This window comes from Methanoregula sp., from assembly GCF_041663825.1.
In the GTDB taxonomy this organism is placed as follows: domain Archaea; phylum Halobacteriota; class Methanomicrobia; order Methanomicrobiales; family Methanospirillaceae; genus Methanoregula.
In genome coordinates this window covers 26,998-46,495 of record NZ_JBAYLY010000011.1, presented here as the reverse complement: position 1 = coordinate 46,495, position 19,498 = coordinate 26,998, and the positions used below count along the sequence as shown (strand labels likewise).

Sequence of the window (19,498 nt, the reverse complement as noted above, 5' to 3'; positions counted from 1 at the left end):
CCGGGACGACGGGATTTAATCGGTTTTCCGGTGAGATTGGAGATATACGGGGATATTCCTGGGGCACGGGGCAATTCTTGCCGCATCCGGAACGTCTCCAGGGAGTCGCAGGATGCACCGTTAGGGAAACGGACGTACCCTCTTTCAGGCTTCCCCAGCCTTGACAGGAGAGTACCCTCACAACGGCTTGTCCGTGACCGGGACCCCGGCCGCCGCCATTCGCTCGCGGATCAGGTCGGCTACCTCGAACTGCTTCTTCGCCCGCAGCTCTGCCCGTATATCCTGCAGGACACTCAACGGTGCGCTCGTCTCGCGCAGGAAATTGATACCGAGGATCTCCCCGTACTCCCGGAGCGCCTCAAGGTCGCCGCTTCCCGCAAGTTTCTGGATGGCGGCAATGGCCATGGGCGTATTGAGATCGGCTTCCATCGCATCGGCAAACGCCTTTCGTCCCTCCGCGTCAGGCCCCTTATCCTTCGTGGCAATCGCCCGGATATGGTCGAGCCCTTTTGCCGCGTTGGCAAATCCTTCATCGGTCGCCTGGAGCGGGGACCGGTAGTGGGAGAGGAGAATACAGTAGCGCAGGACGTCCCGGTTCCACGTTTTTAACGCATCCCGGATCGTGATAAAGTTCCCGAGCGACTTTGACATCTTCTCGCCTTTCACAGTCAGGAACCCCGTATGCAGCCAGTACCTGACCATCGGGTGCTTCCCTTCGAGCGACTCCATCTGCGCGATCTCTGCCTCGTGGTGCGGGAAGATCAGGTCGAGACCGCCGCCGTGCATGTCGTACTGCTGGCCGAAATATTTCTCGGAGATCGCCGTGTCTTCGATGTGCCACCCGGGCCGGCCCCGGCCCCACGGCGAGTCCCAGGTATACTCCCCGAACTCGCCCAGTTTCCAGAGCGCAAAGTCCAGCGGGTTGTGCTTGGTCGCATCGGTGACCCGGCTGACCCGTTTTGCCCGTTCCTGGCCGGAGAGTTCCCCGTTATGGTCGAACGTGTCGAGGTTGAAGTAGACCCCGGTTTCCGTGACGTAGGCCGAGCCCCGGTCGACCAGCCGTTGTACCTGGCCGATGATCTCGGGGATGTGGGTGGTGGCCCGGGCATAGTAACTGACCGCATCGATCCCGAGGGACTTCATGTCCCGGAGGTATTCGGTCTCGAACTTTCGGGCAAGGGAACTCTGGGAGACACCCTCTTCTTTAGCGCGGTTGATGATCTTGTCGTCGACGTCGGTGATGTTCTGGAGATAGAACACCTCTTTTCCGGTCCACCGAAGGTACTTTGCGAGGACGTCAAAGACGACATAGGTCCGGGCATGCCCCAGGTGAGAATAATCGTATACCGTCGGGCCGCAGACAAAGAGCGCGACCCGGTCAGGGTGAAGCGTCACCAGCGGTTCAACGGTTCGTGATAATGTGCTGTACAGTTTCATGGCAGTGATCCTCGTTCTTTGACGCCGGCGGAGGGAGTCGAACCCCCAGACATTCGCTCTGCAGGCGAAGGCATTTGCCGCTCTGCCACACCGGCCCTTATCTTTTTAGTGTTTTTTGGATCACTGTTCTGGTCCCGCGATGCTGCCGGGCACCCCGGCATTCACGGTGTATGATCTCTCATCCCCGTTTACCTCCTCATCGTCTGTCTCCTTTAATGTTGGGGTGGGTTTCTTTTTGAACGGTGGCTCTCATGGTTGTTCTCCCCCTCATATGGCATCAAATGCCTGCCCGAGATCCGCGATGAGATCTTCGGTGTTCTAGATACCTGCCGAGACCCGGATAAGCGAGTCTTTCACGCCCACCTTCTCCCGCTCCTTTTTCGGGACGGAGGCATGGGTCATCGTCGCCGGGTGCTCGATGAGCGATTCGACCCCCCCGAGGCTCTCGGCAAGGGAAAACAGCCGGAGGGCACGGAGAAACTTCAGTGCCGCCGGTTTCCCGCCCTTGATCTCAAACGAGATCATGCCGGAGAACCCGTCCATCTGCTTTTTTGCAAGCGCGTACTGGGGATGGGACCGGAGCCCCGGGTAATGGACAGCGCTGACTTTCTCATGCCCTTCAAGGTACTTGGCGAGAGTAAGGGCATTTTTCTGGTGCCGCTCCATGCGGAGGGCGAGCGTCTTGATGCCCCGGGCAACAAGGAAACTGTCGAACGGCGAGAGGATCGCTCCTGCGGCGTTCTGGTTGTACCGGATCCTCTGGTGCAGGGCCTCGTCGGAGAGCATGACCGCCCCGCCCACGGAATCGGAATGTCCGTTGATGTACTTGGTCGTGCTGTGGACGACGATATCGGCGCCGAGCGCAAGCGGGTGCTGGAAGTACGGGCTCGCAAACGTGTTGTCGACGATGACCGGTATTCCCTTTTCGTGGGCAACTTTCGCAATCCCCCGGATGTCGCAGAGCCGGATCAGGGGGTTTGTCGGGGTCTCCAGCCAGACAAACCGGGTGTTCCTGCGCAGGGCGGATGCGACGTTCTCTGTCTCCCGTGCGTCCACGTAGGAGAATTTTATGCCGAAGTTCTCCTGGAACACGTGGTTGAAGAGTCGTCTCGTGCCACCGTAGAGGTCGTCGAACGCGACAACATGATCGTCCTTTTTGAGGAGCGTGAGCGCCACGGTCGTCTCCGCAGCAAGCCCGGACGAGAAGGCAAGCCCGAATTTCGCGCCCTCGATGGCCGCGAGCTTCGTCTCAAGCGCATCGCGTGTCGGGTTCCCGCTCCGGGAGTACTCGTAGCCCCCGGTTGGTTTTGCCACGTCCCTGCGAGCAAATGTTGAGGCAAGGTGGATAGGGATCACGACATCCCCGGACCCGCCTTCCGAGAGGACCGGCTCCTCCCCGGCATGTACTGCGGCGGTCTCAAACTTCATCTCAGATCACGTCCGCAAAACCGTTTGCCTTCATCCATTCGTCGTTGAAGATCGTGGTGAGGTAATTACGGCCGGTGTCCGGCAGCAGCACCACGAGCAGGTCATCTTTCTTGAGGTCTTTTGCCACCTGTGCGGCGGCAAAGACCGAAGCCCCTGCCGTCCCGCCGACAAGGATGCCCTCTTCCCGGGCGAGCCGCCGGGTCATCCGGAACGCATCAGCGTCGTTGACGACAATGATATCGTCAACGACCTTGAGATCAACGGTCGGCGGGATAAAGTCCTCCCCGGTCCCCTCGACCTTGTACGGGTAGCTCTCGGGAGTAGTCCCGTAGAACACGTGGTGGTAGATCGAGCCCTCGGGGTCGACCCCGATAATTTTGATGTCCGGGTTCTTTGCCTTGAGGTACCGTGCGGTGCCGGAGATCGTCCCTCCGGTTCCGATGCCGGCGACAAAGTGCGTGATCTCGCCGTCGGTGTCCTTCCAGATCTCCGGGCCGGTCGAGGCAAAGTGGGCGGCAGGGTTGTTCGGGTTTGCGAACTGGTTGGGGACAAAGGCCCCCGGCGTCTCGCGGGCGACTTTTTCTGCCACCTTGTAATAACTCCGCTCGTCTTCGGGCGGAACGTTCGTCGGTGTCCTGATCACCGTTGCCCCGTAGGCTTTCAGGAGGAACTCTTTGTCCTTACTCATCTTTTCCGGCATCGTAAAGACGGTCTTATACCCCCGTGATGCCGCAAAGATCGCAAGGCCTACACCGGTGTTACCCGACGTGGGTTCGACCACGGTCCCTCCCGCCTTGATCTGACCCTCTTTTTCGGCAGCAAGGAGCATCGCCTTTGCGATCCGGTCCTTAGCGCTTCCCCCGGGGTTGAAACTCTCCGCCTTTGCAAGGACAAGCGGTTGTGTTCCGGGCTGGAGCACGCGGTGCAGCCGGACAAGGGGGGTGCTGCCGATGGTATCGATGATATTTTCATAGAATCGCATGAGCGATCATCTCCTTTTCATGTCAGATTTTTATCGGGCGGTACGATGGAATGCCGGACTGATGTCAGGGCGTCGCGGTCAGAACAGACCTGCGCCTTAAAATGCCGGCAGCAGAATTATCGTATCAACAGCGACACGGGAAAAAAATACTTTCAAAAGAGGGAAAAACCTGTTTTGGTACCTGATGGAACATACCAGACTGCCGCATACGCCGCATTTCCGTGGTCTGTGTCATCGTGTCCATTTTTGGTTTTCTCCTGAATGCTGTGTGTCGATGGTTTATCGTATGATACTTGTGCGTGACAACGTTACCTGTTATCCCATAAAACCGTTCAGGTAGCGGTAAAATCTGCCCGCACTTTTTTATCGGAGGCAGATCCCCCTTCGGGGCACTCCGCAGATTCTCTCGGGATGATTGGATTGGATTAAAAAAAATTACCGGGACCGGCCTTTGGCAACCTGCGCCGCAGCCGATGCAAAGGCGATCTGGTTCTGGACCTGGATGCCTTCAGAGAAGGATTCCAGGGATTCGGGAACGGATTTTCCCGGGCACTGGAACCCGAGCTCCGTGCATGAGGGAAGGAAGTGCCAGTACAGGACGTTCTGCCTGAACCGGGCAGAGTCCCGGAAAAACCCGAACCCGTTTGTCCCGAGGGTCATAACTGTTCTGCCTCCTTTACTGCATACTCCGAAAAGACTGGATTTGATGAGTAGTCATAGAAGTGCACGAGGGAGCAGACAGCGTTCATGTGGGCACGGGCCCGTTCGAGCCGGCTGATCATCTGGCAGGTATCGAGATACAGTTCTGCCAGGTCTTCTTTGGTGCCATACGATGCGTCCTCTTGCAGGTTTGCTGCATGCTGGAAGAAGAACCGATCGTGCAGGTGCAGGTGGTTCCTCGCAGCAGCCGCTACCCTGTCAAGCTCGTCAATCTCGGTGACGATAGTGGACAGGTTGGCGAGAATCTTCTCCCGGTATTCCCGGCGGTTCTCGCGGTCTATGGTGGTCTGCATGGTTAGTATAAAGTCAACTCATATGCATATAAAGCATAATTTATGGGCAAAAAACATACTTTATAATTACCAGAGGTAATAAAAATCACTGTTTTTCAGGAAAGTGGAACTGGTAATATCCGGTATTCCCGCCGACAAGGGCAATCACGGGCTCGCAGTACCTCATGAGTATAGGTACAAAAGCGACTTTTTGCCTGCACTTATCATTTCTGTAATAATCCGGTCCCTTCCGCCGCATTAATCAGGTTCTTTTGTGTGTCAGGGCCATTTTTGCGGATTTCTCCACCGATAAATATCAGGCTGTCCGATACAAGTGATGAGGATTTTGAAAAGACACCCAAAGGAAATAATCGGGCATATCCACTTGTCCAGTCTTAAAAATGGCAGGAGAAGGGAAAGTTCGTTGGGAACTCATCAAAATCGTCTGTCGTGAACCAGTCTCTGGCACGACATAAGAAACACCAAGGAGTTGACCTGATAATGGCAAAGGCATATCTGAAAATTGATATCGAAACGGGAAAAGAGAATGAAGCAAAAACTTCATTAAAGAAGATCACCGGCGTAAAAAGTGCAGACTTTGTAACAGGAGCACATGATCTCCTGGCATCGGTCGAAGGCAAGAACTATGAAGAGATCGTTACAAAAATCCTGCCGGAGGTAAGGAAGGTCAAGGGGATTAAAAAGACGACCACAGACTTTGCGTTTGAATGGGCCTGAACGTCCGGACAATCGTAGAGGGAACACTAAAAACGCCCTGATCTCCAGACTTGAGCACCACGGGAGACCAGGGCTCTATAAATATACGGCTTTATCCCGGATCATGGAACGATAGGGATAAAGGCCAAAAAAGCACGTGTCACCTTTTTTTGCCAGTCTTTTACATGCAGTATGAATCTGTACTACCATACCGGTGCCAGGTACGTTTCCCGCCGCTTGCTCCGGGATAAGTTCCTGAAGATTCCTGCCGGGCTGCCCCTCCCGGAGTACACAGGCATATGCAGAAACTATATCTGTCGACAATAATGACATAATACTGCAATTCACAATTGTGAATATAGTGTTTGACCGGGGGAACCTAAAGTGAAACTTGTATCACTTATCTCAGGCGGGATTGACTCACCGGTGGCAACGTACCTCATGATCCAGCGCGGTGTGGAGGTCGTCGCAGTCCATATGGACAACCGCCCGTTCACGGACGATAAAAACCTCAACAAGGCGATGGACCTCGTCCTCCATCTCCGGAACCTGACCGGGAGCCCGATCAAGACCTACGTCGTCCCCCACGGGCCCAACCACATCGCCTTTGCCCGGAACTGCCAGCGTCACCTGCACTGCCTCTTCTGCCGGAGGATGATGTACAGGATCGCGGAACGGATCGTGGAAAAAGAGGGCGCCGACGGGATCCTGACCGGGGAGTCACTCGGACAGGTGGCAAGCCAGACCCTCCAGAACATCCTGGTCGAGAACCAGGCCGCAAAGGTGCCCATCATCCGCCCGCTCATCGGTCTTGACAAGGTCGAGATCATTGAGATCGCCCGGAAGATCGGTACCTATGAGATCTCTACGCTCCCGGGCCTCTGCTGCACGATCGTACCCAAGAAACCTTCGACAGCAGCCCGGGCCGATGACATCTTTTGTGAAGAACAGAAGATCGATATCGACGCGCTCGTCGAAAAATCGCTGGAAGGGATGTATGTATTCAGTCCTGAAGCCCTGTAAAACGTCGGCCGCGTTCGAGGCAATCCCCCGGGAACGGTTCAGCCTTGACCTCGACCGGTCTGAGGAGATCTTAAAAGATGTCTGCACCATTGTCACGAACGCCGGTATCCTTTTGATCGTCAACGACCGGTGCGAGGTCTCGATCCATAAGGACGGGCGGCTCATCCTCAAGACGGATTCACAGGAGGTTGCTGCCGAGCAGGCCGGGCGGATCGCCGGATGGCTGGAAGGGACGCCTGCGATACGGAAACACCGTGATTCCCGGGGATAAACCCCGGCGCAGAGGATAGGGGAGAAAAAAACCTACCCGTGACCAAATGCCCGCAGATCACTCAAGCGGTGTCGACCTACAACCCGATATACCGCGCATAGAGCGAACGGGCTGCGGCTTCGTCCTTTGTGCCCTTGATAATCGCCCGCCCGTCCCGGAATATTGAGATCTCTTCTGTGCCCGATTTGAAAGTAAGCATGTACCGGGTGGACCGCACCTCGCCGAGCCGGGAGAGCCGGCTCTCCAGTTCTTCAAGAGATATTTCCATCGCGGTCGCAGGGGTGATCTGGATCGCATCCCTCCCGCAGAGAGAGGTGACCATCTCCGGGGATACCGCATTAAGGAAATCCAGCTGCCCTTTCCCGCAGCACGGGCAATCGGCCCGGCGCCCGACCTCCATCCGGTCGAACGTCTGGCGCCATGCATCAACATGGACCAGGTACGCAGTTCCCTCCCCGGATTCGAACCGGCCGGTGAGGATCTGGAATGCAAGGGTGCACTCGAGGGAGGCAATGATGGTGGGAATCGTGTTGAGGACACCTGCGATATCGCAGGTCTGCAACAGGCCGGGCCCGGGAAGCGACGGTACGAGGCACCGGAAACAGGGGGTCCGGCCCGGCACGATGGGCATTACCATGCCACCGGTCCCGACCGCCCCGGCATAGACCCAGGGGATCCGGTATTTGACGCAGACGTCGTTTATGAGAAACCGGGTCTGGAGGTTGTCGGTGCCGTCCAGTATTATGTCCGCGCCGGTAAGGAGTTTTTCGGCATTCAGAACATTCAGGTCGTTTGTCCGTGCCTCGACTTCAACGGAAGAATTGATTGTGTGCAGGATCTCTGCCGCAGCGACGGCTTTCGGGCGGTCCACGTCTTCTTCGCTGTACAGAATCTGGCGCTGCAGGTTGTGCAGTTCCACCAGGTCGCGGTCGATTAAGACGACATGCCCGACCCCTGCCCGCACGAGCGTATTTGCCACAGAACTCCCCATGGCCCCAAGACCGACGATAACAGCCCGGCTCTCGCCGAGCCTGCGCTGCCCTTCCAGCCCAATTTCTGGGAGGATGCTCTGGCGGCAGTAGCGATCCCGGGCTATCCCGGGGGACGCTGTCAGTGCCCCGGTATCGTTTTCTTTCGGAGGTATCATCCGGTCATCTCCTGTGTCCCGCGTTTTAAAAGTCCCCGGCAATGGTCCTGACGGTATCCACGAGCCGGTCCGCATCTTCGATCGTATTGTAGCAGTGCAGGCTCGCCCGGACGGTCCCGTCCGGAAGGTTCAGGAGATCCATAAGGGGCATGCAGCAGTGGTGGCCTGACCGCACCATAATGTCTGCCTCCCCGTCAAGCATGATGGCCACATCATGGGGGTTGAGTCCCTTAATGACAAACGAGATAACCCCGATCCGGGTTCCCTCCGAACCGGGGCCGACGACCTGCACGTTCCCGATACCGGAAAGACCGTCGATAATGCGCCGGGTGATCTGCTGCTCGTGGCGCTGGATCTCCTCCATGCCAAGGGCTTCCAGATATTCGATGGCACGGCCGAGGCCGATGGCTCCTGCAATATTCGGGGTTCCTGCCTCGTACCGTTCGTACCCTTCCGCAAGGGTATATCCCGCAGCCGTAACCCGATCAACGATTCCTCCGCCAAGAATCAGGGGTTCCAGGCAGGGTTCCTTCATGTAAAGGACCCCGGTGCCGGTGGGGCCGAGCATCTTGTGTCCGGAGAAACAGAGAAAGTCGCAGCCCAGCTGCCCGACATCCACCGGGATATGGGGAACGGACTGGGACCCGTCGACAAGGAGAAGCGCCCTGTAATCGTGGCAGATTTTCGCAAACTCTGCTACGGGCACGACGTTACCGAGCACGTTGGAGGCCTGGGTGATGGCCACGAGCCGGGTCTTCTTCGTGATGACTGCTTCAAGGTCAGCTGGATCGAGCGTGCCGTCCTGAGCCGGGGTGAGCAGCCGGAGATCGATTCCCTGCCGGTTGCGGAGGCGCATCCAGGGAAGGAGATTGCTGTGGTGCTCAAGGAGAGTGGTAACGACCCGGTCGCCGTTCTGCCACGGAAGTCCTGATGCCACCATGTTGATAGCCTCGGTGGAGTTCCGGGTAAAGACCAGATCCCCTTCGTCGGCATGGATAAATTTTTTGACCTTCTGGTGGGCATCCCGGTACTTCTGCGAGGCCTGCTGGGCGAGCCGGTGGACACCCCGGCCGGAATTTGCCCGGCAGGTATGCTCGTACTCAAGCATCGCCTCAAGGACCGGCTCCGGCGAGAGACTTGTCGCTGCACTGTCAAGGTAACAGACGCTTGAAAGGAGCGGGAAATCCGCCCGTATATCCCCGGGAATCATGGAACCCCGCGAGCGCGATCCTCACCGTGAATCACGACGGGGAGTCGTTTCATGAGGATCGTGTATCCCTTTCCGGAGATACGCAGGTTATCTTCAGGTATTCCCGTTTCAGGTATTGCAGTCATAGAATGAACCGGCTGTTCCTTTTATTCCATCAGGGAGATTCAGGCAATCGTCGGGATTCTGCGTTCCGGGCGATCCCGTCACCCTTCATGGAGGCTTGTTGCCCTGATGCTGTACTGGTAGAAGAGTATGTAGGTTCACAATTGTTAATGTTTTGCTGCAAAGCTACGGATCTCCACAAAACAGGCCCCGTCTTTTTTGTTCGGTTCAGAGGAGGAACTGCGGTGTTTTTTAAAAATCGATCCGGAAAAAAAGTGTTATACCCGGGAGAGCTGGCGGCTCCCCGGCATTATAACGGAGGTGTGTGGTGCATGTTACATGAGGCTTATTGATCCGGCAGGTGTGTCTGCCATAACGGGTGAGATGAACCCGAAATTGCACTGCCGGGTTTTTGTACGAGGACGTGAACTTAAGGGGATTTTCACGGACACATACCAGGGACAGCCATCATTTTGCGGGTTGGGCTGATTGCTGTCACAGGCGGGTCTCGGTTTGTCAGCCCCATAGGCCTACAATACTGCCCGGAGCTCCGGATACCGCCCGACCATACCACCGGCCTTCCCGGCAGGATGCCAGGAGAGGCTCGGGCAGCGGTACCGGGTGCGTCCGGTCCGGCTGTTGGTCCAGCGATATTCGCGTGGTGTGTGTTCATGGAATTCTTCCTGTTCACTCGATTGTGAACACGAAGTATGGGGCAGGCAGGGTAATATACCCTGATTTTGCGTCAGGTTTTGCCGCCATATTCTTATCTTCCATAAGAATAAGGGTATCATACTAAGGTTAAATGTGCAAAAACTTGGAGAAGTAGAAAACCAAGGTATATAATCTCCAAACAATTAACAATTGTGAAGTACCGGGATCCTGCCCGGTCGTGTGGAAGCATATCAGGACGTGGAGAGGCAGACTATGACGAAGATTTACGATACTATCCTTGCAACCATCGGCAACACCCCGCTCGTGCGGCTGAACCGTGTCGCCCCGAAGACCGGCGCAACGGTGCTTGCCAAGGTTGAGTCCTTCAACCCTATGGGGAGCGTTAAGGACCGGATCGCGGTGGCGATGATCGATGCGGCAGAAGAAGCCGGGCTTATCCATCCGGATACTATTATCCTCGAACCCACCAGCGGGAACACCGGGATAGGGCTTGCGATGGTAGCAGCGGCCCGGGGGTACAAGATCACGCTTGTCATGCCGGAGACGATGAGCATCGAGCGGAGAAAACTCCTCAAGGCGTTCGGGGCCGACCTGGTTCTTACCCCGGGAAAAGAGGGGATGAAGGGCGCGGTGGGAAAAGCCGAAGCGCTCCTTGCGGAGAACCCTCAGTATTTCTATATCCCCCAGCAGTTCCGGAACCCGTCGAACCCTGCCATTCATAAGAAGACCACCGCAGAGGAGATCTGGCGGGACACTGACGGAAATGTCGATGCTATCGTCGCAGGTGTGGGTACGGGCGGCACCATTACGGGGATCGCAGAGTTGATAAAACCCCTCAGGCCATCGTTTAAGGTCATCGCGGTCGAACCCGATGCCTCACCGGTGCTGTCCGGCGGGCAGCCCGGGCCGCACAAACTCCAGGGACTGGCGCCCGGTTTCATCCCCGATGTTCTCAGGCGCGATCTTCTCGATGAGGTAATCCGTGTGACCTACGAGGATGCCATTGCCATTGCACGGCGCATGGCAAAAGAGGAAGGCATCCTGATTGGCATCTCGGGCGGGGCAGCGACCTGGGCCGCACTCCAGGTGGCGGCACGCAAGGAGTACGCGGGTAAGACGATCGTCGTCCTCCTGCCGGATACCGGGGAACGGTACCTGAGCACGGAACTCTTCGAAGCATAACGGGGCGGGGACCATGGTTTTCGACCACCTCAGGGAAGATATACGGGCAATCTTTTCAAAAGACCCCGCCGCCCGCTCCACCCTCGAGGTCATCTTCTGTTACCCCGGGCTCCACGCACTCTGGTTCCACCGCAGGGCACACTGGCTCTGGGTACACAAATTCAACTTCTGGGCCCGGCTGGTCTCCCATATCGGCAGGTTCCTCACCGGCATCGAGATCCATCCCGGGGCCGTGATCGGCCGGCGGGTGGTCATCGACCACGGCATGGGGATCGTTATTGGTGAGACTGCCGAGGTCGGCGACGATGTCCTGATCTACATGGGCGTGGTGCTGGGCGGCACGGCGCTCGAAAATGTCAAGCGTCACCCGACCGTGGAGGACGGCGTCATCCTCGGGTCCGGCGCCATTGTCCTTGGCCCCATCCGGGTCGGGAAGGGTGCAAAGGTCGGGGCCGGGTCGGTTGTGGTCCGGTCTGTCCCCCCCGGTGCGACCGTGGTCGGGGTTCCGGCCAGGATCGCGGGGCTGGACCAGGGCATGGAAACCGAGATCCCGGGAGAGATCATGCCCGATCCGGTGCTCCGGGTGGCAAGCCGGCTGCTGGAGCGGCAGGACCAGTTCGAAGAGAGGCTCCGCGCCATGGAGCAGGCACAGCCGGGCCCGGTCCCTGCTGCCGCCCGGCAGGAGATTGTCTGCGAGAACCAGATCCGCGATGCACTACGGGAAGTGATCGATCCTGAGGTGGGCCTCGATATCGTCGATCTCGGGCTGATTAAAGAAGTCCGGGTGAAGGGCACCGGCGTGGAGATCGACATGGTCCTTACCTGTAAAGCCTGCCCTCTCGCCGACCACCTGTCAGAGCAGGTGAAGCGCAAGGCCCTCGGGGTCTGCGGCATCGAGCAGGTGACCGTCAATGTGCTGGACGAACCGTGGAACTGGAAGCAGTTCTCACAAGAGCACGGGAATCCAAAATCAGTCTGAACGCTGGCCATAACGGTACCTTATTTTTTTATAAAAGCCAACTAATCCCCATGAAGCAGACCCGGCCCGGCATCGCACACTCTCCCATACACCCGACACCCGTCCACACACCCCACCCCTCACGTGCCGATGCCTTTACCGAATCCGTGATCCGGGAGATGACCCGGCTTGCGCTCGCCCATAACGCGATCAACCTCGCGCAGGGCTTTCCCGATTTTCCCTGCCCGCCGAAACTAAAAGCGGCGGCCTGCGCCGCACTCAACGAGGATTTCAACCAGTACGCGATCACGTGGGGGGCGCAGGATCTCCGTGCGGCCATCGCCTATAAGGTCGAGACCTACAACGGGATCGTGCTCGACCCCGATACCGACATTACGGTCACCTGCGGGTCGACCGAGGCGATGATGGCCTCGATGCTTGCCCTGATCACCCCGGGAGACGAAGTGATCGTGCCCGAACCATTCTACGAGAACTACGGGCCCGATGCCGTCATTTCCGGTGCCGTCCCGCGCTATGTCCCTCTCGGCGACGGGGAGTCTATCGACGAGGAGGCGTGGAAGGCCGCGTTCACGAAAAAGACCCGGGCCATCATCATCAACTCGCCGAACAACCCGACCGGCAAGGTGTTTTCCAACGATGAACTCCGGTTCATCGCCGACCTCTGTATCGAGCATGACGTGATCGCGATCACGGACGAGATCTACGAGCACATTCTCTACGACGGGCACCAGCACATCTCCATCGGGTCGCTCTCCGGCATGGAGGACCGCACGGTCACCATTGGCAGCCTCTCGAAGACCTATTCCGTCACCGGCTGGCGGGTGGGCTATGCCCTTGCAGGTGCAGGTTTATCGGGACGCATCCGCAAAATCCATGATTTCCTCACGGTCGGTGCCCCGGCCCCGCTCCAGCACGCGGCTGTTGCCGCCCTTTCCCTGCCTGAGTCCTATTACCGGGCTCTTGCCCGGGACTATGACCGCCGGCGGAAGATCCTGTACAAGGGTCTGGTTAAGGCAGGCTTTGACTGCCGGCTCCCCCAGGGTGCGTATTACATCTTCACGGATATTTCGGAGTTCGGGATGACCGATGTGGCATTTGCCCGGCACCTCATTGAAACCGTGGGCGTGGCGGCAGTCCCGGGCAGTTCGTTCTACCACGAGGGAGGGGAGACAAAACTACGGTTCACGTTCTCCAAAAAAGACGCGACGCTCCGCGAGGCGTGCCGAAGGCTGGAACAACTTGAATGAGCGGGAGCGATTACCCGTATCACTGCTTTCCAACCCGGATAGTTTCCCAAAAAGAGGACCGACATGGGAACCTCCCCACTCACCCACCCCGACCTCCAAAAAATCGGTCACCCCCCTCCCCCTACCTCCCACTCAGCAGAAAAACTGGTCGGACCGATCATTTTCAAAATCGGTCGGGGCGATCTCTCTTTTTCCAGTGCCGCAATCTCCATTTCCACTGAATGCTCAGACGGGAACGGGGGGTCGCCCCGACCGTACTCGATCGGAGGCCGGACCGACCGATCATGATCATTGGTCGGGGCGACCTTTGATCCACGCGGATCTGAGGTCACCCCCCTCCCCCCCACCACTCATTCACGCAAAAAAATGGTCGGACCCCCCTGATCCAAAAGAAAGGGGGGTGGCATGATCCGGGAAATGGATGGGGTAGCCGGGCTGGCTGCCCGGCCAGGGACACCAGCACCCTCCCGAACACGAAAACAGAGAGATCCTAACGAGGACCGATGGTTTCCCGTTAATGACGATAAAATCGGAATACCCAAATAGGTTTCAGGAGGTTTATCTATCAATGCCGGGTCCCACGAAAAAGAATTCCATAATTACGGTATGCATGGTTACTGCCACGCTCCTGTTGCTTGCCGGTACCGCCTGCGCTGCAACTGCCCCGCTCGCAGTGTTCAACGGCACGCCGACCTCTGGTACATCCCCCTTGACCGTAACCTTCGCGGACGAATCGACCGGCGGTCCAACGGGATGGGCATGGTTTTTCGGCGATGAGACCTATGCGCAGTCCTGGGTACGGGTGAACGCAAGTTCGGGATTGCCGGCCCGGGAAACCCAGTCGGCGGTCGCGCTGCCGGACGATACCATCGTTCTCACGGGCGGTTCCGGCTACCCTCCCGCCGACACAGAATTCAACGATACCTGGCAGTCGGCCGATAAGGGAAGTACGTGGACACGGGTGAACCCGCGTTCCGGATGGCTGGCACGGGAGAATCACAACAGCGTAGCGTTGTCCGATGGCAGTATTGTCCTTTTTGGCGGCTGGGGGGATGTCGAATTCAACGATACGTGGCGGTCGACCGATAAGGGAGTTACGTGGACACTCATGAACGCAAGTTCCGGGTGGATGGCCCGGGAGAGCCATGCATCGGTCGTACTCTCTGACGACACCATTGTTCTCATGGGAGGGTGGGACGATGGCAGTGACTTAAACGATACGTGGCAGTCAACGGATAAGGGCGCCACGTGGTCACTCGTGAACGCAAGTTCCGGGTGGACGGCACGGGACTGCCATACGGCGGTTGCAATGCCCGATGACAGCATTGTCCTCATGGGAGGCTGGGGTGACACCTGGGCCCGGTTGAACGATACGTGGCGGTCGACCGATAAGGGAGTTACGTGGACACTCATGAACGCGAGTTCCGGATGGTCCCAAAGATCGGCTCACAGCAGCGTAGCGCTGTCCGATGGCAGTATCGTCCTCATGGGCGGGTATAACAACAAGACCAAAACCCTGGGCGATACGTGGAGATCGACGGATGAGGGCACCACATGGACGCTCATGAATGCAGGTTCCGGATGGCCCAAAAGAGACTATCACAGCAGCGTAGCGCTGTCTGACGACAGTATCGTCCTCATGGGAGGATGGAACGAGTCATCCAAGAGACTGAGCGACACGTGGAGATCGATGGATAAGGGCGCCACATGGACGCTCGTGAACACGGGTTCCGTGGGGCAGGCACGGGAATACCAGGCGGCAGTCGCGCTGTTCGACGGCAGCATCGTCCTCACGGGGGGGTCTAACGGCGCCTTATTGAGAGATACGTGGCGGTCGACCGACAAGGGAGCCACGTGGGCGCTCATGAACGCAAGTTCAGGGTGGGCGGCCCGGGAGAACCACAACAGCGTCGTGCTGCCGGACGACAGTATTGTTCTTTTGGGCGGGTGGGGGAGCAGCAAAAAACATCTGAACGACACGTGGCGGTCGACCGACAAGGGAGCCACATGGGCGCTCATGAACGCAAGTTCCGGATGGCCGGCCCGGGAGAACCACAACAGCGTCGTGCTGTCCGACGGCAGTATTGTCCTTTTTGGCGGGTGGAACAACGTCACCGACTTAAACGACACGTGGCGGTCTACGGATAAGGGCGCTACCTGGACGCTCATGAACGCAAGTTCAGGGTGGGCGGCCCGGGAGAGCCAGGCGTCGGTCGTTCTTTCTGACGACACCATTGTCCTTATGGGTGGGTGGGACGGTGATAACGACAGGAACGACACGTGGCAGTCTACGGATAAGGGCGCTACCTGGACGCTTGTGAACCCGGGTTCCGGGTGGACGGCACGGGACGGCCATTCGGCGGTCGCAATGCCCGACGACAGCATTATTCTTCTGGGCGGCTGGGGAGATACCTGGTCCAAATTAAATGACATGTGGCGGTCTACGGATAAGGGTGTTACCTGGAAACTCGTGAACGCTGATTCCGGGTGGGCGGCACGATCCTTCCACAGCAGCGTCGTGCTGCCGGACGGCAGCATCGTTCTTATGCGGGGGTACGACGATTATGACACCCTCTTGGGCGACACATGGCGGCTCCAGCCCGCAGGATCTTCAGAAGAGAACCCGTCACATACCTATTCGGCCGCGGGTACCTACCCGGTAACATTGCAGGTATCCAATGCCGGCGGGCACAGCAGTCTCCGGAAGAACGGGTACATCACGGTCACGATGCCGGGACAGTCAGGGAGTGACAGCAGCGGGAGTTCCGGTGTCGGCGGGTCGACAGCAACAACCGTTTCCGGTGTTGTCGCAGGACAACCGACGATCTTTACATTTAACCAGGTGCCCGGTGTGACCGCGCCGGTTGCATTAGACCGGGTACAGATCACCTTTTCAGAGAGCCCGGGGACGGTGGAAGTGACCGGCATGCCCGTCAGCAGCGGAGGTTCCCCGCCGGGACAGACGGTTATCGGGTATTTCGCGATCGAACCGGTGGGCATCAACCAGAATACGGTAACCGAGGGGGTCATCTCGTTTGCCGTGAACGGCGAATGGCTTGCCAGCCATAATCTAGATCCGGCTCTAGTGACCCTGATGCGGAACCATGACAACCGGTGGGTTTTGTTGCCGACGACGCAGGTCAGCCGGGGCGGGGATACGTATCATTATGAAGCCACAACACCGGATTTCTCGTACTTCGCCGTTGTGGTTCAGACTTCGGGAACAACCGCGAATACAACGGAGATCCCGGCATCGTCCCGTGCGGGTACACCCCGGGGTCAGGTCGTGACAACGGGCACGGTACCGGCAACCCCTGTCCAGCATACCGTCACCACGGTGCCGGCGACAACTGCAACGACTGCGGTCCTGTCATCGCCGGGAACGTTTACCGGCCTCCCGGTTCTGGTAATTGCAGGAATCGCGGGGATTGTTGCCGTTGCCGGCGGAATTTTCCTTGTCCGGCGATGGTGGATACGACGGCAGAACCCGGCGCTGTTCCGGAAATACGATTAACCTTTTTTTGGTCCGGCCAGACGTATCGCACGGTGCCTTGCATTTATTTCTGAAAAAAGCTTTCCCCGTCACCAGCGGCGGTTTTGGTTGTCCACATCGGGGAGTTTTTGCGATCCGGGATAAAAAAAATGGTCGCATAAGGCAATCTACACGTCGGGACTTCCCACCCAGCCCCACCTCTATCAGCATGAGCAGGAGTTCCTGCTATACCGGCGTGCAGCAATCCTCCCGGGAAGTCCTCACACAGGTACAATCACCCGGTTCATCGCGACAACAACTGCAAGCCAGACCAAACCCGCCCCTCCGAAGCTGGGAATAAGGGGATAGCGGCCCATCAGGACGTAGAGCACGAGCAGGAAGAGCAGGGTCGGGATCGCAAACCAGAACGCCCCTATTGCAAGCTGCCGGGCAACGGACTGCCCGGCTTCGGAATACACAAAAATAATGGCAAGCGTGGTGATGATCGGGGCCGCCACAAGGATGCCACCGTACTTCGGGTCGACATGCTCGGCAAGGAGGGTTACCCCGACAATGATGCCCCCTCCGATGAGGAATTTTAAGGCAAGATATAGATAGTCCATAGTCCACCTTTACCCGGCTGGAGAGATATAGCCAAAGGGTTTTTTTGTCACCGTCAGATGGACATGTATAAACGCGAACAGGGTGAAGTTTCACAAGAGAGAGATCCGTCCCAAAACACGGCACTCCGGTGACCCCCATGCAGATCGCTTCCTGCAAGAAAACCTACCTGTATGAAACCCAGCGGGCAGTCCCGCTCGCAGAGACCCTCGCCCGCATCGAACCCAAAGTCCCGGCCGCCGGCATCACCCGGGTCGCTGACATCACCGATCTCGACCGGATCGGCATCCCCGTCTTCTCCTGCATCCGCCCGACTGCGGACGACGGCGCGATCACGGTCTACAACGGCAAGGGGGCAACCGTCGAGGAATCGCGGATCTCCGGGATCATGGAGGGGATCGAGCGGTATTCTTCGGAGATCCACGACCGGAAGGTTCAGCTCGACACCTTCGAGATGCTCGACGGGCGGGAACCGGTCGTCAACCCAAAAGACCTCATCCTCCCTGCCGAAACTGAAACCGGGCACGTGCTCCCCTGGGTCGAGGGCTGGGACATCGCAAACGATGAACGGGTGCTCGTGCCGGCGCAGGCAGTCTTCCACCCGCTCCCGCGGAACTTCCGGCAGATCTTCCGCACCTCGACAAACGGTCTTGCCTCGGGGAACACGAAAGAAGAGGCGATCTTTCACGCGCTCTGCGAGGTCATCGAACGGGACGCATGGTCGCTTGTCGAGGCGACAAGGGATACCGGCCCGGCGGTGGCCGGGATCGATGACCCGATGCTTGCCGGCATGCAGAAGAAGTTTGCCGACGCACAGGTCGAGGTGATCCTGCGGGACATCACAAGTGACATCGGTATCCCCACGATGGCAGCAGTAGCAGACGACGTACTTTTAAAAGACCCGTCACTTCTGACCATCGGGATCGGCACCCATACGAGCGCCAGAATCGCCGCGATGCGGGCGCTCACCGAGGTGGCGCAGAGCCGGCTCACCCAGATCCACGGCGCACGCGAAGACACGACGATCGCAGATCTCCGGAAAAAGATGGGCTACGAACGGGCAAAACGGATCAACGGGTACTGGTTCAAGGACAATGGCACCGTGGACTACCCTACGCTCCGGTCGTTTGACAGCGACGATTTCGCAAAAGATATCCAGTTTGCCATCGACGCTCTGAAAAAACAGGGCCTTTCCCGGGTGATAGTCATCGACCTGACCCGGGAGGAGATCGGGGTGCCGGTGGTAAGAGTGATTGTCCCGGGCCTCGAAGTTTACGCGATGGACCCGGAGCGGCGGGGGGACAGGGTAAAACATGCCAAAAATCATCGTCTTTCTCGGGCCAAGCCTTGATCTCGCATCAGCAGAGAAGATCCTCACCGCAGAGTACCGGCCGCCGGCAAAACGGGGAGATATCCTTGCCGCAGTCGCGGATGGTGCGGATGTCATTGCCCTGATTGACGGTGTCTTCCACCAGGACTGTGCCGTCGCCCACCGGGAGATCCTCACCGCAGTCAAAAAAGGCGTAAAAATGGTCGGTGCATCCAGCATGGGAGCGCTCCGGGCCGCCGAAATGGACACTCTGGGGATGATCGGCATCGGGAAGATCTACCGGATGTACAAGGATGGCACTCTCGTCTCAGATGACGAGGTAGCGCTGGTCTTTGACCCGGTCTCGGGTTACTCACTCTCCGAGCCGCTCATCAACATCCGCTGCACGCTCAAAAAAGCCGAGGCAGCCGAGATCATCACCCCGGCGGCGCACAGAGCACTGCTCGCTGCCGCCCATGCGGTCTTCTACCCGCAGCGCACCTACCCGAAGATCGTAGCCGTCGCGGGTAATGCCATTTCCCCGTCGACAAAAGAGCGGTTCCTTGCCTTTGCCGCAACCACCCCTGCCGACCAGAAGAGGGAGGATGCGGTTGTGGCGCTGGAGTATATCCGTGAACTCACGATAAAAGGCGCGTAAAAATACTATTTGAAACGCTGCGGATACAGGATCCAAGAAACCCTGG

17 protein-coding genes and 1 tRNA gene are annotated in these 19,498 nt (G+C 58.0%); 9 read left to right on the top strand and 9 right to left on the bottom strand.

What is annotated here, in order from left to right; translation table 11 throughout:
- Nucleotides 1–177: 177 nt before the first annotated feature.
- The 6 genes from cysS to WCX19_RS06935 form a co-directional block, all read right to left on the bottom strand.
- Nucleotides 178–1,437, bottom strand: a complete 1,260-nt coding sequence (gene cysS / locus WCX19_RS06960; RefSeq protein ID WP_373006524.1) for a cysteine--tRNA ligase — start codon at nucleotides 1,435–1,437, stop codon at nucleotides 178–180.
- 22 nt (nucleotides 1,438–1,459) lie between these two features.
- Nucleotides 1,460–1,532: transfer RNA gene (locus WCX19_RS06955), tRNA-Cys, on the bottom strand.
- Between the two features lie 223 nt (nucleotides 1,533–1,755).
- On the bottom strand, nucleotides 1,756–2,865 hold the full coding sequence (locus WCX19_RS06950; RefSeq protein WP_373006522.1) for a PLP-dependent aspartate aminotransferase family protein: 1,110 nt from the start codon (nucleotides 2,863–2,865) through the stop codon (nucleotides 1,756–1,758).
- A 1-nt stretch (nucleotide 2,866) separates the two neighbouring features.
- Nucleotides 2,867–3,847: a PLP-dependent cysteine synthase family protein gene (locus WCX19_RS06945; protein WP_373006520.1), complete on the bottom strand. Its 981-nt coding sequence runs from the start codon at nucleotides 3,845–3,847 to the stop codon at nucleotides 2,867–2,869.
- Between the two features lie 435 nt (nucleotides 3,848–4,282).
- A complete protein-coding gene (locus WCX19_RS06940) occupies nucleotides 4,283–4,507 on the bottom strand; it encodes a hypothetical protein (protein WP_373006518.1) in 225 nt (74 codons plus the stop codon).
- The gene (locus WCX19_RS06935) at nucleotides 4,504–4,860 is read right to left on the bottom strand and encodes a hypothetical protein (protein ID WP_373006516.1); all 357 of its coding nucleotides are present in this window, start codon (nucleotides 4,858–4,860) and stop codon (nucleotides 4,504–4,506) included. Before WCX19_RS06935 ends, WCX19_RS06940 begins: the two co-directional genes overlap by 4 nt.
- Before the next feature lie 480 nt (nucleotides 4,861–5,340).
- Between WCX19_RS06935 and WCX19_RS06930 the strand changes: the two genes are divergently transcribed.
- From WCX19_RS06930 to WCX19_RS06920, 3 genes are all read left to right on the top strand, one after another.
- On the top strand, nucleotides 5,341–5,577 hold the full coding sequence (locus WCX19_RS06930) for an Lrp/AsnC ligand binding domain-containing protein (RefSeq protein WP_373006514.1): 237 nt from the start codon (nucleotides 5,341–5,343) through the stop codon (nucleotides 5,575–5,577).
- A gap of 363 nt (nucleotides 5,578–5,940) precedes the next feature.
- Nucleotides 5,941–6,579: a hypothetical protein gene (locus WCX19_RS06925; protein WP_373006512.1), complete on the top strand. Its 639-nt coding sequence runs from the start codon at nucleotides 5,941–5,943 to the stop codon at nucleotides 6,577–6,579.
- Nucleotides 6,554–6,850: a hypothetical protein gene (locus tag WCX19_RS06920; RefSeq protein WP_373006510.1), complete on the top strand. Its 297-nt coding sequence runs from the start codon at nucleotides 6,554–6,556 to the stop codon at nucleotides 6,848–6,850. The genes WCX19_RS06925 and WCX19_RS06920 overlap by 26 nt, the downstream gene beginning before the upstream one ends.
- A 76-nt stretch (nucleotides 6,851–6,926) precedes the next feature.
- Here the strand turns inward: WCX19_RS06920 and WCX19_RS06915 are convergent, their stop codons facing one another.
- Together WCX19_RS06915 and WCX19_RS06910 are read right to left on the bottom strand one after the other, a co-directional pair.
- Nucleotides 6,927–7,997 carry a ThiF family adenylyltransferase gene (locus WCX19_RS06915; protein ID WP_373006508.1) on the bottom strand — a complete coding sequence of 357 codons (1,071 nt, stop codon included), beginning with the start codon at nucleotides 7,995–7,997 and terminating at the stop codon, nucleotides 6,927–6,929.
- A 25-nt stretch (nucleotides 7,998–8,022) separates the two neighbouring features.
- Nucleotides 8,023–9,207 (bottom strand): cysteine desulfurase, encoded by a 1,185-nt coding sequence (locus tag WCX19_RS06910; protein WP_373006506.1) that lies wholly within the window; start codon nucleotides 9,205–9,207, stop codon nucleotides 8,023–8,025.
- Between the two features lie 1,029 nt (nucleotides 9,208–10,236).
- Between WCX19_RS06910 and cysK the strand changes: the two genes are divergently transcribed.
- From cysK to WCX19_RS06890, 4 genes are all read left to right on the top strand, one after another.
- Entirely contained in the window at nucleotides 10,237–11,166 is a 930-nt protein-coding gene (gene cysK / locus WCX19_RS06905; RefSeq protein ID WP_373006504.1) for a cysteine synthase A, read from the top strand.
- Nucleotides 11,167–11,179: 13 nt separating this feature from the next.
- On the top strand, nucleotides 11,180–12,145 hold the full coding sequence (gene cysE, locus WCX19_RS06900) for a serine O-acetyltransferase (RefSeq protein WP_373006502.1): 966 nt from the start codon (nucleotides 11,180–11,182) through the stop codon (nucleotides 12,143–12,145).
- Nucleotides 12,146–12,195: 50 nt separating this feature from the next.
- Nucleotides 12,196–13,392, top strand: a complete 1,197-nt coding sequence (locus WCX19_RS06895) for a pyridoxal phosphate-dependent aminotransferase (RefSeq protein WP_373006500.1) — start codon at nucleotides 12,196–12,198, stop codon at nucleotides 13,390–13,392.
- 568 nt (nucleotides 13,393–13,960) lie between these two features.
- Nucleotides 13,961–16,906 carry a kelch repeat-containing protein gene (locus WCX19_RS06890; RefSeq protein ID WP_373006498.1) on the top strand — a complete coding sequence of 982 codons (2,946 nt, stop codon included), beginning with the start codon at nucleotides 13,961–13,963 and terminating at the stop codon, nucleotides 16,904–16,906.
- Between the two features lie 239 nt (nucleotides 16,907–17,145).
- On the opposite strand, the gene WCX19_RS06885 is transcribed toward WCX19_RS06890, so the two are convergent.
- On the bottom strand, nucleotides 17,146–17,487 hold the full coding sequence (locus WCX19_RS06885) for a DUF3147 family protein (RefSeq protein ID WP_373006496.1): 342 nt from the start codon (nucleotides 17,485–17,487) through the stop codon (nucleotides 17,146–17,148).
- A 137-nt stretch (nucleotides 17,488–17,624) separates the two neighbouring features.
- Here WCX19_RS06885 and WCX19_RS06880 point away from each other — a divergent pair, with 137 nt between their 5' ends.
- Entirely contained in the window at nucleotides 17,625–18,836 is a 1,212-nt protein-coding gene (locus WCX19_RS06880; RefSeq protein ID WP_373006494.1) for a YcaO-related McrA-glycine thioamidation protein, read from the top strand.
- Complete coding sequence (locus WCX19_RS06875; protein WP_373006492.1) at nucleotides 18,799–19,452, top strand: TfuA-related McrA-glycine thioamidation protein; 654 nt, start codon at nucleotides 18,799–18,801, stop codon at nucleotides 19,450–19,452. The genes WCX19_RS06880 and WCX19_RS06875 overlap by 38 nt, the downstream gene beginning before the upstream one ends.
- Nucleotides 19,453–19,498: the final 46 nt, after the last annotated feature.